We start from the raw sequence: 12,889 nt of genomic DNA, 5'->3' as shown, positions 1-12,889 counted from the left end.
CTCAGGCCAGCACCCGGCGCAACGCCGCCAGCAGCTGGTCGTTTTCCTCGGCGCTGCGGATCGCCACCCGGAAATAGCGGCTATCCAGCCCCGGGTAGTTGGCGCAGCTGCGGATCAGCACATGCTGGCGCAGCAGGGCATATTGCAGGTCAAAATCGGCTCTGTCGCAGCGCAAGAACAGGTAGTTAGCACGCCCGGGCCACACGGTCAGCCCGGCCATCTCCTGCAGCTGCGCATAGAAACGCGCTCCCTCCTCCTGCAGCCACTGCCAGGTGGCCCGCTGATACGCCCGATCCTGGAGAATAATTTCCCCGGCCAGGGCGGCATAGGCGTTGATGGACCACGGCATTTGTCGCGCGCGCAGTCGGGCCACCGCCTGGGCATCAGCGTTCAGCAGGTAGCCGAGACGCAGCCCCGGAATGGCATAAAATTTGGTCAGCGATCGCAAAACCCAGACGTGCGGATGCTGCGCCAGCAGAGGAATAAACCCCGGCTGGTCGGGGATAAAGTCGAGGAAGGCCTCATCGAGGATCAGGCTGATGTTCAGCGCCCGGCAGCGCTGCGCAATGGCTTCCAGCAGGCCCCGCTCCGGCAGCAGGCCGGTGGGGTTGTTCGGGGTGCAGAGAAACAGGCAGTCCAGCGCCGGAGTCAGGGCATCGAGGATCGCGTCGGTCAGCTGCCAGCCATCGCGCTCCCGCAGGGCATACTCCACCACCTCACAGTCCACCGTCTGCAGCGCCCGCCGGTACTCCGCAAAACCGGGAATGACGATCATCGCCCGCCGCGGCTTAAGGCCGTGGACGAGGGTGAAGATCGATTCAGTTTCGCCGTTGCCGGCGAGGATATGCGCCGCCGGCAACTGATGGTGGGCAGCCAGCGCCTGATGCAGCTGTTGATACTCGACGTCAGGGTAGCGTTCGGCGCAGCCTGGGTTGTCAACGATCGCCTGCCTGAGCGAGGCAGGCATCCCCAGCGGATTGATGTTGGCGCTAAAATCCAGCAGCTCGCCGGGGGCTATGCCCAGCAGGGCGGCGGCCTCGCGGATATTGCCGCCATGGGCGCTTTTCAGTAAGGCCATGTCCCTTTCCTGTGTGGTTATCCGCGGCGGGCCAGCGTCGCGCCGTCGGCGAAGTAGGCTTTAATCCCGGCGAGGATCGACTCGGCCACCTCCTGCTGGAATTTGGCCGTTTTCAGTTTCCGCTCTTCTTCCACGTTACTGATAAACGCCGTCTCCACCAGAATGGAGGGGATATCAGGCGCCTTCAGTACCGCAAAGCCCGCCTGCTCTACCCGATTCTTGTGCAAATTATTGATATTGCCCATTTTCTCCAGCACCGCCTTTCCGAATTTGAGGCTGTCGGCGATGGTGAGGGACTGCACCATATCGAACATGGTGTGGTCGACATAGCGGTCGCCGCTCTTGCTGACCCCACCGATCAGATCCGAGGCGTTCTGCGTCTGGGCGAGATATTTTGCCGCGGTACTGGTGGCCCCCTTGGTGGAGAGGGCAAACACCGAAGAGCCGCTGGGCTGGCGGCTGGTAAAGGCGTCGGCGTGAATCGACACGAACAGGTCGGCGCGCTGCTTCTGCGCCTTGGCGACACGCACTTTCAACGGGATAAACACGTCTTCGTTGCGGGTCATATAGGCCTTCATATTGCCTTCTTTGTCGATCAGCGCCCGCAGGCGACGGGCGATCTGTAGCACCACATCTTTCTCGCGGGTGCGATACTTCCCCACGGCGCCGGAGTCTTCGCCGCCGTGCCCGGGATCGAGCATGATGACAATCGGCCGGTCGCGCCCGGCTTTGCCCGGCTGCGGCCCGCTTTGCGCCGGCGGCACCTGCCGCTCCAGATCGCCTTTGTTGTAATCCTCGAGCAGCGCCAGCAGCGGATCCTGAACATCGGTAGCGTTGGCGGGGTAGAGATCCATCACCAGACGCTCTTTAAAGCCGGCCACCGGCGCGAGGGCAAACAGCTGCGGCTTAACGTTCTGCTTGAGTTCGAAGACCATGCGCACGGTTTGCGGATCAAACTGGCCCACCCGGGCGGACTTAATAAAGGGATCGTCAGCGCGGATCTGCCCCCCCATGCCCTTCAGTACCGAGTTCAGGTTAACCCCCTCCAGATCGACCACTACCCGTTCCGGATTACTGAGGGCAAACTGCCGGTATTTCAGCACATGATTCGATTCCACCGTGACGCGGGTGTAGGTCGATGCTGGCCAGACGCGAACAGCGACCACCCGCGCGGCGGCGGCCAGCCCAACAGGGCTCACGCTCATTAACCACATGGCGCCCGCCCCCTGCAATAAACGGCGACGGCTTAATCCAGAGTTGTTTCCCGACATGCCACTCCCAAGCAATAAAAACGCATTTATACCCAAAACAAACAGATTGACCAGAAACTTTAACGAAAGGCATATAACCTGTCATCTATAAAAGGGTAAACATTCATTGACACCCTGCGCCGGGTCACATGTTTTTCGCGGCTTAGCCTCAAATTGGGGCTTGCGTTTAACGGCAAAACAGAATAAAAATACAATAATTACGAATAATCATGCATTGAGGGTTTGTCATGGTGAAGGAACGTCGCACTGAACTGGTAGAAGGATTCCGCCATTCTGTTCCCTATATTAATGCCCATCGGGGAAAAACGTTTGTCATCATGCTGGGCGGCGAAGCCATTGAGCATGAAAATTTCTCAAATATTGTCAATGACATAGGATTATTGCATAGCCTGGGCATTCGCCTGGTGGTGGTCTATGGCGCCCGCCCGCAGATTGACGCTAACCTCGCCGAGCACCATCACGAGCCGGTCTATCACAAGCAGACGCGAGTGACTGACGCCAAAACGCTGGAGCTGGTTAAGCAGGCGGCGGGGATGCTGCAGCTGGAGATCACCGCCCGTCTGTCGATGAGCCTCAACAACACCCCGCTGCAGGGGGCCCATATCAACGTTGTCAGCGGCAACTTTATCATTGCCCAGCCGCTGGGCGTCGATGACGGCGTCGATTATTGCCACAGCGGACGCATTCGCCGCATTGACGAAGAGGCGATTCATCGTCAGCTCGACAGCGGCGCCATTGTCCTGATGGGGCCGGTCGCGGTGTCGGTCACCGGCGAGAGCTTTAACCTGACTTCGGAAGAGATCGCTACCCAGCTGGCCATCAAGCTGAAGGCGGAGAAAATGATCGGCTTCTGTTCGTCGCAAGGGGTTTACAACCAGGCCGGGGAAATTGTCTCCGAACTGTTCCCTAATGAGGCGCAGGCCCGCGTCGAAGAGCTGGAAGCAGACGAAGACTATAACTCCGGCACCGTGCGCTTCCTGCGCGGGGCGGTGAAGGCCTGCCGCAGCGGCGTACGGCGCTGCCACCTGATCAGCTATCAGGAAAATGGCGCGCTGCTGCAGGAGCTGTTTTCACGCGACGGCATCGGCACCCAGATCGTCATGGAGAGCGCGGAGCAGATCCGTCGGGCGACCATCAATGATATCGGCGGTATTCTTGAGCTGATAAGCCCGCTCGAGCAGCAGGGCATTCTGGTACGCCGTTCCCGCGAACAGCTGGAGATGGAGATCGACAAATTCACCATTATTCAGCGCGATAACACCACCATCGCCTGCGCCGCCCTCTATCCTTTCCCGGAAGAGAAGATCGGCGAAATGGCCTGCGTGGCGGTGCATCCGGATTACCGGAGCTCGTCGCGGGGAGAGGTGCTGCTGGAGCGTATTGCCGCTCAGGCCAGGCAGATGGGACTGAGCAAGCTGTTCGTGTTAACCACCCGCAGCATCCACTGGTTCCAGGAGCGCGGCTTCACGCCGGTGGATATCGACCTGCTGCCGGAGAGTAAAAAGCAGATGTATAACTATCAGCGCCGGTCGAAGGTGCTGATGGCCGACCTCGCTTAAGCCCTTCTCCTCTCTATCTAACGGCCCGGGATAGCGCGACGCTTATCGCTTTATCCCCGGCCGGTCTCCCGCCCCTCTTCCCGCCAGCCTGGCGTACGCACGCGGGCGAAATTCCTGGTTTCCGCGCAGGCCATTTCTTTCTCGCTGGCTCACCGATATGCTATTGGCTGTCGACAGGACGTCGACTGGCGCCGCGGCCGCCACCCGCCCTGTAAAGATCGCTTAAAGAATGGAAACCAAACCGAACTGGCTGGTCAGACATATTAATCTCATCACCACCGCGGTCGCCCTCTATCCGTGGTTGCTGATGATACTGCTCCTCTGGGATAACCAGCGCCATCATCAGCATGGCTATGCCGCGCTCGGCGCCGCCATCGCGATATTATTTCTGCTGGCCCTTACGTCCGGCATGAATCTTCTCATCTCCTCGCTGGTGATTTTTTGTGCCCGCTGTTCCACCCCACCGCTGGCCGGCGGCGCAGCAGTCCGCTTTTTCGCCATGAACTCGATCTCGGCGCTCTGGCTTATCCCTCTGTTCTTTAGTTACTGATTTTTCCGCCAGCCCGGGCGACGGCTGCAGCATTTTCCATCGCCCGGACCCGGCGTCTCAGGGGGCTTCGCGCCCGGCGAAAATCTCCGCCAGGCCGCTGCGCCGTTCGGTGCGCGTCACAATGGCCTGGGAGAGCACCTGCTCGTCGGCATAGAGCGACAACCGCCGTTTCGCGCGGGTGATCGCCGTGTAGACCAGTTCGCGGGTCACCAGCGGGACGCTGCGCGCCGGCAGGATCAGCGCCGCGTGTTCGAACTCCGAGCCCTGCGATTTATGCACGGTCATCGCCCAGGCGGTATCATGCTCCGGCAGACGGCTCGGCTGCACCGACTTGATGGCGCCGTCGGGCATCAGGAACCACACCCGCAGCTCGCCGTTGCGCTCCAGGGCGATGCCGATATCGCCGTTAAACAGCCCCAGCGCGCTGTCGTTGCGCGATATCATGATCGGTCGGCCGTCATACCAGCGAGAGTGGCGCGGTAGGGCGATCGCCCGCTGGCGGTTGAGCCGCTGCTCCAGCCGCTCATTGACGCCGCTCACGCCGTACGGCCCCTCGCGCAGCGCGCACAGCAGCTGGAATTCGCTGAAAGCGGCCAGCATGGCCTGCGGTTCGGCCCGCTCGCGGCGCAGCTGCAGGTAGCGCTCATAGCCCTGCTGAGCCGCGCCGAGCATGGCTTCGTACTCTTCGGTCGTGCTGAGGGGATGAAGCGCGATATCGTCAAACGGCTGGCGCAGCGTGGCCTTCACCTCCGCGCGCGCGCCAGCGTTCACCGCCCGCGCCAGGCTCCCGATGCCGGAGTGACTACCGAAGCGATAGCTCTTTTGCAGCAGGCACAAACTGTCTCTCAGCGCGCCCGCGATAGCCCCCTCGCCCGCCGGCACCGGCGAACCGGTCAGCCGGGTCAGCTCCTGCGCCCGCGCGGCGGTATAGCCCGAACTCGCCCAGGCGCAGATATCCCCCAGCACCGCCCCCGCTTCTACGGAGGCCAGCTGGTCGCGATCGCCGAGGAAAATCACCCGCCCGTGGGCCGGCAGCGCGTCGATAAGCCGCGACATCATCGGCAGGTCGATCATCGAGGCTTCATCCACCACCAGCACGTCCAGATGCAGCGGGTTGCCGGCGTGATAGCGCATCCGCTGGCTGCCTGGCTGGGCGCCCAGCAGACGATGCAGCGTGCTGGCCTCGGTGGGAATCAACGCTTTCTGCGCGTCGGTCAGCGGCAATTTTCTCAGCGCCGCGCCCAGCGATTCGGTCAGACGCGCCGCCGCTTTCCCGGTTGGCGCCGCCAGGCGAATACGACAGCGCGGACTATCTTCGATCTGGATCAGCGCCGCCAGAAGCTTCGCCACGGTGGTGGTCTTCCCGGTCCCGGGACCGCCGGAGATCACTGAGATGCGGCGGGTCAGCGCCACCGCCGCGGCCACTTTTTGCCAGTCGGTTTCGCCGGTGGCAGGGAACAGGGCATTCAGGGTTGACGCCAGCCGGGCCTCATCCATCTCCAGCACCCGGTTGGCTTCATTGAAGAAGCGGGCGACGGTCAGCTCGTTGCGCCACATCCGGTTGAGATAGAGCCGGTCGCCGCACAAAATCATCGGCGCCGGAGCATCACCGCAGCTCACCGCCGACGAAGCGAGCAGCAGTGCGGGCCAGTCCTCCGGCGCGCCGGCTTCGGCCAGCAGCCGATCGCGGATCTCCCCGGCTTTACCGCTCAGCGCCTCGTCGCCGCTCAACCGCGAGAGCGGCAGACAGACGTGCCCCTCGCCGGCATCCCGGCTCAGCAAGGCCGCCGCCAGCTTGACCGCCGGCGGGTCGTTTTGCGCCACCATCAGGGCAAACTGGACGTCCAGCGGCCGCAGCAGACGCTGCTCCACCGCCGCCAGCAGTAGTTGTTCGAAAGTCATGAGGCCTCCTCCTGAGTTTCTCCGGCAAAAAGCTGATCCAGACCGTCAATCAGCGGTCGCACCGGCCGGGTGGTGAAGATCCCCTGCCCCCCCTCCTGCCCGTCCATGCCGCGCAGGAAAAGATAAATCACGCCGCCGAAGTGGCGGTCATAGTCATAATCGGCCAGCCGGTGGCGCAGATAGCGGTGCAGCGCCAGGCTATACAGCTGATACTGTAGATCGTAGCGGTGGGCACGCATCGCCTGCTCCATCGCCGGCCGGGTGTAGGCCTCGCGATCTTCCCCCAGCCAGTTGGATTTGTAATCCAGCAGGTAATAACGGCCTTCGTGACGGAAGACCAGATCGATAAAGCCCTTCAGCATGCCGCGCACCTGGCGGAAATCCAGCGGCGGCGTGTCGGCAGAGAGGGGATCGTACTGGCGGATAAGCGCGTCAAGGCGCTCCGCCGTCAGCAGCTGGGCGATGGGCAGGTAAAATGCCATCTCCACCTGTTTATCCCGCGCCGCAAGCTGATTGAGCGCGATATCCGGCCCCGGCAGGCGGGTCTTCAGCACGCCGCCCAGCCAGTCGGTCAGCACCGGCGCCCACTGCGCGTCAAACCCGCTCAGCTGCAGCTTCTCCGCCATCCACCCTTCCGGCACCGGCTGGGTGAAGTCCAGCTCCTCAAACAGGCTGTGCAGGAAGGTCCCCGGCGCGGCGCCGCGCGGGAACTGGTGCGGAGTCAGCTGCGGCTCTTCCACGACTTCGCCGACGCCGGCGGCATCAACATCCAGACGCGGCAGCAAATCCTGCCCGCCGCTGAAACCATGCTGCTGCAGTCCGGAGTAACTGGTCACCCGCCAGTCGTCGGCGATGCGGCGCTGCAGCTCGCGTGCCGACAATCGCGGGATGGTCGCCGCGGGAGCCTGCCACGGGGTGAGATCCAGTTCGCCCGGAATCTGTAATGCAATATCGCCATGACAGAAGTCTGCCAGCCGCGCGGCCAGCCCGGCGGCGTCCATGGCTTCGCCCGCCTGCAGCAGCCGCCCCAGCGCGCTGAGGTGGAAATCGCTGTTGCCGGATTTCCGGCTGCTGAGCGGCGCCACGCCGAGGCTGCAGTGCCAGACCGCGCGGGTCAGGGCCACGTACAGCAGGCGCAGATCTTCCGCCAGTCGTTCCGCCTCCGCCAGCTCGAGGCTGGCCTCATCCTGGCCCAGATCCAGCACCGCCGCGAACGTCTCGCGATCGTGGTAAAACGCCTGGTCCTGTTTACGAAACCGGGCGATAAACGGCAGCCAGACCAGGGGGTATTCCAGCCCTTTTGACTTGTGAATAGTGACAATTTGCACCAGGTGCTTATCGCTTTCGAGACGCATCTGCTGGCTGGCGGCGTTGCTGTCCGGCTCGGCGATATGCTGCGCCAGCCAGCGCACAAGGGCATGCTCGCTTTCCAGCTGGCTGGCCGCCTCCTGCAGCAGTTCGCTGATGTGCAGAATGTCGGTTAAGCGCCGCTCGCCGCCGCGGGTCGCCAGCAGATTCTCGGCGATATGTCGGGCTGTCATCAACGCCCGCAGCATCGGCATCACTCCGCGCTGCCGCCAAATCTGGCGGTATTCGCTGAACTCTTCCACCAGCGCGTCCCACGCCTGCTCATCCTGGTTCAGGTTTTCAATATCCAGCGCGGTCAGGCCAAACATCGACGTCGCCAGCGCGCTGCGCAGGGTATTTTCCCGCTCCGGGGCCAGCACCGCCTGCAATAGCCAGAGCAGCTCCTGGGCCTCCAGCGTCTCAAAAACGCTGTCGCGGTTGGAGAGGTAGACCGAGGGAATACCCAGCGTCTGCAGCGCTTCACGCACCTGCGCCGCCTCCAGCCGGTTGCGCACCAGCACGGTAATATCCGAAGCCTGTACCGGGCGCGAGGTTTCCCCGCGCCACAGCAGCGCGCGCCCCTGCTGACCGGCGCTCAGCCAGTCGCGGATCTGCGTGGCGCAGAGCTGCGCCATAAAGGTCTGATAATCGCCAGACCCGACGGTGTCGCCGGGCATCAGCCAGACGTTCATCGCCGGTACGTCCGCCGCGTCAACGGTAAAGCGCAGCCCCTTGTTCTTCGCCGCCGCCTTCACCGGCAGGAACGGGATCTCGTGGAACATGAAGGGGTTATCGCTGAGGCTGAACAGCCGATTGACGCTGCCCACCATGCCCGGCGAGGAGCGCCAGTTGGTATCGAGGGTGTAGTGCGCGGCAACGTCGCCGCGCGCTTTCATATAGGTAAAGATATCGGCGCCGCGAAAGGCGTAGATGGCCTGCTTCGGATCGCCGATCAGCAGCAGAGCCGTCTCCGGCTGCCGGCGCCAGATGCGGCGAAAAATCCGGTACTGCTGAGGGTCGGTGTCCTGAAATTCATCGATCATCGCCACCGGAAAACGCTGGCGAATGGCGCTGGCCAGCGTCTCGCCGCTGTCGCCGCGCAGCGCCTCGTCAAGCCGGCTGAGCATATCGTCAAACCCCAGCTCGCCGCGGCGGCGCTTTTCGCGGGCGACCGCATCGCGGATCTCGACCATTGCTCTCGCCAGCACCAGATCGGTGAGCGTCAGCGAGGAGGCCAGCAACGACTCTACGGCGCTAAACAGGGGATGCACCGGCGGTTCGCCACCGGCTTTGGTGCGCTCGAGCAGAAACGACTGGGCAAATTTCTCCAGCGCGTCGGGCAGTTGGTAGCTTAACGTCTCTTCCTGCGCCCAGGCGTTCACTTTCTCCATCCACTTGCCCTGGTTGCCGCGATTAAACTTCCGCCGGTCAAGGCCGGAATTTTCCAGCACGCCTTCGATCTCGCCCACCTGCTCGCGCCACTGCTGCTTGAGCGAGTCAATGCGGGCGATGATCTGCTGATGGCGTTCGGCCAGCGTCTCGTTAGGGGCTGGCGGCGACTTAAGCTGCGGCGCTTCGCCCTGCAGCCAGCGGTCAAGGGACTTCAGCAGATCGCGCGGCCCTTTCCAGACGTCGTGGATCACCGCCGCGATATCGCGGGTCAGGGGATAGCAGTGGCGGCGCCAGAAATCGGCGCAGGCCTGATAGCGCAGGCGGGATTCATCCTCGATCAGCTGTTGCTCGAACAGCATGCCCGACTCGAAGGCGTTAAGGCTCAGCATCCGTTGGCAAAAGCCGTGGATGGTGAATACCGCCGCCTCGTCCATCTGCCGTTCAGCCAGCAGCAGCGTCTTCGCAGCGTCATCTTTATCGGCGATCTCCGCCAACAACGCGCTGTAGAGCGGATTGTCGGATTCGCCGCGCAGGCAGGCGATGCGCAGTTCGTGGATGTTGCTGCGGATACGGCCGCGCAGCTCTTCGGTCGCCGCCTCGGTAAAGGTCACCACCAGCAGTTCTTCAACGCTGATGGCGCGGGGATAGGCGGCCTCACCGCCCAGCCCCAACAGCAGCCGCAGATACAGCGCGGCGATGGTAAAGGTTTTTCCGGTGCCCGCAGAGGCTTCTATCAGGCGCTCGCCGATCAGGGGCAAGCGCAGGGGATCCAAAGACTCAGCGGTGTCGGTCATTCATTCTCTCGCATCAGGGGTAAGGATTGCTGCAATGCGCTGACGTTTTCCCACACTTTGCCGCCTTTCGGCTGGGCATAGTCCGCTTTGCCATTCTGGCTACCGGAAATCTGGGACAAGATCGTCATGCCCTGCGGATCCACCACCGTCTGATGGAAGAAGTCGGCAAGTTTTTGCGGCGTCAGCAGTTTAATCTGAGCCACTACTTTATCACGTGAATCAAAACGCATATTACCGCGATCGAAATCTTTGCTCAGTTTCGAGGCTTCATCGCCCAGCGTCTGCGGCGCCTGCAGCATCTGGCTTATCACCGCCTGCTGGAGCTGGGCAAACTCTTCCGGCTTCATCGCCCGCAGCTTCGCCTCCGCGGTGGGGAAGAAGGCCTGGAACCGCTGCCAGAGGAAGGCCGGCTGCTTATCGCTACTCTGCAGCAGGAAGCCCATGCCCCACTGGCGCCCCACGTTCATCGGGAAGGCAAAGACCGCGTAGCCGAGCTGCTCTTCGGTACGCAGCTGGTTGTAGAACCACGGCTGAATAATCTGTCCCAGCAGGGTGCTGGCGGCGGTGCTGCTGAACTCATCAACATTGGGCGGCGCGAACACCGCGGCCAGCGCGGAGTCGGTGCTATTGCCCGCTTTGTTGAAGATCGCCAGCTGCTGCCGGTTCACCACCACGTCTTTATTGCGGCACCATTCGTTGCCATCAGCGCCCAGCTGCTGCTGGATCTGGCGGGCCAGGGTCGTGGCGACATCGGCGGTCATATTGCCGATCACCATCAGTTCAGGACGCCCCCTGGTTTTCAGGTTGGCGCGGTAGTCGAGCACCTCTTTAAGGGTAATGGAGGGCAGCAGCGCCCGGCGCACTTCGCGCTGGAAGTACGGCACCTGCGAGACCATCTGGATCGGCATTATCGCCTGATCGTAGGCTTTGCCTTTCTCGGCGGAATCCATCATCTGCGCATACCAGGATTTGGCCTGCTCCAGCTGCTCCTCAGTCGGCGTATAGCTGAAGTATCCCTGCAACAGATCGCTGAACAGCGCCGGAAGATGCTGGGTATAGCCGTTGGCATTGACCATTAATCCGTTATTAGCGCCGGTAGAGAACGAAATGCCGCCGACCGCCGCCTGGTTACTGAGCTGGTCGAGGGCGATGCCGGCGAGATAATCGTTGAGGGCAAACATCACCTGCCGGCGAGCGCTGTCCATCGCCTGGGGATTACGCAGCACCAGGGAGATGTCCGCCTTCGGCTCGCTGGCAAAATACTGGCTCGGGGCATACACCACCCGCAGCGTCGGTTCATCCAGGATCAGCTGCGGATGCGGCCAGGCTTTATCGCTTTTGATAAGAGTGAAGTCATCCGGAATATAGGGGTTGAGCGCCGGCAGCTGCAGCTGGATGGCCTGCGATTTGTGCTGCCAGTCAGCGAACGTCTGCTCGCTAATCTTATCCACCTGATACGGCGCATCGACAAAGTAGGCCGTCTTGTTATGCGGCTCCTGGGGGCTGATATACCAGATACGGGCGTTCTGCGGGGTCATCATCGCCAGCCGGTCTTTGATCGCCTGCGGGTCGTACTGGTCGGCAATATTCACCACGTCCAGCGCATGCTCGACCGGCACCCGGATCATGGTGTCCGCCAGCCATTCCACGTAGTCCATGTCGCGGTTGATCGACGGATAGCGGAAATCGAGCGCCAGCACATGCGCCAGTTCGTCGAAATAGCGTTTGTCGATGCCCTGAGTACGCAGGAGGTCGAGGTAGCTGAAAATGGCCGCCGTCACTTCATCGCGGTGCGCCAGGCCTTTGTCGGTGAGGGTGGCTGAGATCGCCAGTACGCCGCTGTTGCCGTTTACCACCGGATCGGAATCGGCGCGGATACCTTCCGCCAGCCCCTGCTTTTGCAGCCAGTCGGAGAGCGTGCCCGGGCTGCGGTTGCCGATAAGATAGGTGACCAGCTCATCGGTTTTGCTGCGGAAGCGATCGCTGTTGTTGTCGATGCGAAACTCGACGCGCAGCACTTTACGCGGCATCGCCGGCACATAGTGAATAATGATGCCTTTTTGCGCATCCGTGACCACCGGGACGGTAATTTCCGGCCTGCTGATCTGACGATTCGGCACGCGGCCAAAGGTGTCCGCAGCCATGCGCGCCAGCGCCGGCAACGGCTTGTTGCTGTAGATCACCGCTTTCATCAGATTGGCGGAGTACCAGCTATCGCGGAAGGTGTGCAGCGCATCAAGCACCGGGCTGCCGGGCTTATCGCTGAGCGTCTCGAGGTTGCCACCCGAGAAGTGGGCCGCCGGGTGAGCCGGGTTGATGGTCTCCGCGCTGACCTGGGCCATGCGCATCCCGTCTCGCGTCCGAGCCATCGTCAGCTCGGCGTTGACCGCGTTACGTTCGCGGTCGGCATATTTTTTATCCAGCAGCGGCGCGGCGATGGCGTCGGCCAGGCGATCTACGGCCCCGTCCAGCGCATCATTTTCCACTTCAAGATAGAAAGCGGTGCGGTAGGGCGCGGTACTGGCGTTATGGCTGCCGCCGTGCAGCTTAAGAAACTCTGCAAGGCTGTCAGGCTGGGGATATTTTTGCGACCCCATCAGCGTCATATGTTCCAGAAAATGCGCCAGCCCCTGATGATCGGCCGGATCCTGCAGGGATCCCACCGGCACCACCAGCGCCGACAGCGATTTCACCGCCTGCGGATCGGAAACCAGCAGCACGACCATGTCGTTATCAAGGCGGATCGCCTGATACTGACGCGTATCTTTTTCGCTTTTGCGGATCGTCTCCTGAATCGGCTGCCATCCGGTGTCGGCCTGACTAAACGGCGCCCAGAGGGCGGCCAGCACAACAAAAACCTTGAACCATAAACTGCGGGGCATTCACGAACCTCATCATTAACAAACTTGCGCTGCACAGCGTGCAGCCTTTTATGTCCATCAGTCCGTGATACGTTGCGCATATTAAATGAACCGCCATTCACTGCGCAATTTTTA

The 12,889-nt window shown here is 61.9% G+C and carries 7 protein-coding genes; 2 read left to right on the top strand and 5 right to left on the bottom strand.

Going from position 1 to position 12,889, the window contains the following annotated elements; translation table 11 throughout:
• Position 1: 1 nt before the first annotated feature.
• Both cobD and amiC read right to left on the bottom strand, forming a co-directional pair.
• The gene (gene cobD / locus LPQ25_RS04490; protein WP_004143954.1) at positions 2 to 1,078 is read right to left on the bottom strand and encodes a threonine-phosphate decarboxylase CobD; all 1,077 of its coding nucleotides are present in this window, start codon (positions 1,076 to 1,078) and stop codon (positions 2 to 4) included.
• Between the two features lie 17 nt (positions 1,079 to 1,095).
• Positions 1,096 to 2,349, bottom strand: coding sequence for an N-acetylmuramoyl-L-alanine amidase AmiC (gene amiC / locus LPQ25_RS04485; RefSeq protein WP_004174538.1), 1,254 nt, complete (start codon positions 2,347 to 2,349; stop codon positions 1,096 to 1,098).
• A gap of 227 nt (positions 2,350 to 2,576) precedes the next feature.
• Between amiC and argA the strand changes: the two genes are divergently transcribed.
• Both argA and LPQ25_RS04475 read left to right on the top strand, forming a co-directional pair.
• The gene (argA, locus tag LPQ25_RS04480) at positions 2,577 to 3,908 is read left to right on the top strand and encodes an amino-acid N-acetyltransferase (protein WP_004149616.1); all 1,332 of its coding nucleotides are present in this window, start codon (positions 2,577 to 2,579) and stop codon (positions 3,906 to 3,908) included.
• Positions 3,909 to 4,137: 229 nt separating this feature from the next.
• Entirely contained in the window at positions 4,138 to 4,458 is a 321-nt protein-coding gene (locus LPQ25_RS04475; protein WP_002915873.1) for a hypothetical protein, read from the top strand.
• Between the two features lie 57 nt (positions 4,459 to 4,515).
• Here LPQ25_RS04475 and recD read toward each other — a convergent pair whose 3' ends face one another.
• Genes recD through ptrA form a run of 3 tightly spaced genes read right to left on the bottom strand, consistent with a single transcriptional unit; the run spans position 4,516 to position 12,775 of the window.
• Positions 4,516 to 6,360 (bottom strand): exodeoxyribonuclease V subunit alpha, encoded by a 1,845-nt coding sequence (recD, locus tag LPQ25_RS04470; protein WP_004149617.1) that lies wholly within the window; start codon positions 6,358 to 6,360, stop codon positions 4,516 to 4,518.
• Positions 6,357 to 9,893, bottom strand: a complete 3,537-nt coding sequence (gene recB, locus LPQ25_RS04465) for an exodeoxyribonuclease V subunit beta (protein ID WP_015875135.1) — start codon at positions 9,891 to 9,893, stop codon at positions 6,357 to 6,359. The genes recD and recB overlap by 4 nt, the downstream gene beginning before the upstream one ends.
• Positions 9,890 to 12,775: a pitrilysin gene (gene ptrA / locus LPQ25_RS04460; RefSeq protein WP_014906979.1), complete on the bottom strand. Its 2,886-nt coding sequence runs from the start codon at positions 12,773 to 12,775 to the stop codon at positions 9,890 to 9,892. Before ptrA ends, recB begins: the two co-directional genes overlap by 4 nt.
• Positions 12,776 to 12,889: the final 114 nt, after the last annotated feature.

This window comes from Klebsiella sp. KPN54798 (genome assembly GCF_021184225.1).
Taxonomy (GTDB): Bacteria; Pseudomonadota; Gammaproteobacteria; order Enterobacterales; family Enterobacteriaceae; genus Klebsiella; species Klebsiella pneumoniae.
The sequence above is the reverse complement of the archived record's forward strand: the minus strand, read 5'-3'. Positions and strand labels throughout refer to the sequence as shown.

Bases quoted from the DNA above. Each gene is read 5' to 3' on its own strand.
- ptrA (WP_014906979.1), bottom strand. From the start codon at position 12,775: ATGCCCCGCAGTTTATGGTTCAAGGTTTTTGTTGTGCTGGCCGCCCTC.
- argA (WP_004149616.1), top strand. From the start codon at position 2,577: ATGGTGAAGGAACGTCGCACTGAACTGGTAGAAGGATTCCGCCATTCT.
- recB (WP_015875135.1), bottom strand. From the start codon at position 9,893: ATGACCGACACCGCTGAGTCTTTGGATCCCCTGCGCTTGCCCCTGATC.
- cobD (WP_004143954.1), bottom strand. From the start codon at position 1,078: ATGGCCTTACTGAAAAGCGCCCATGGCGGCAATATCCGCGAGGCCGCC.
- recD (WP_004149617.1), bottom strand. From the start codon at position 6,360: ATGACTTTCGAACAACTACTGCTGGCGGCGGTGGAGCAGCGTCTGCTG.
- LPQ25_RS04475 (WP_002915873.1), top strand. From the start codon at position 4,138: ATGGAAACCAAACCGAACTGGCTGGTCAGACATATTAATCTCATCACC.
- amiC (WP_004174538.1), bottom strand. From the start codon at position 2,349: ATGTCGGGAAACAACTCTGGATTAAGCCGTCGCCGTTTATTGCAGGGG.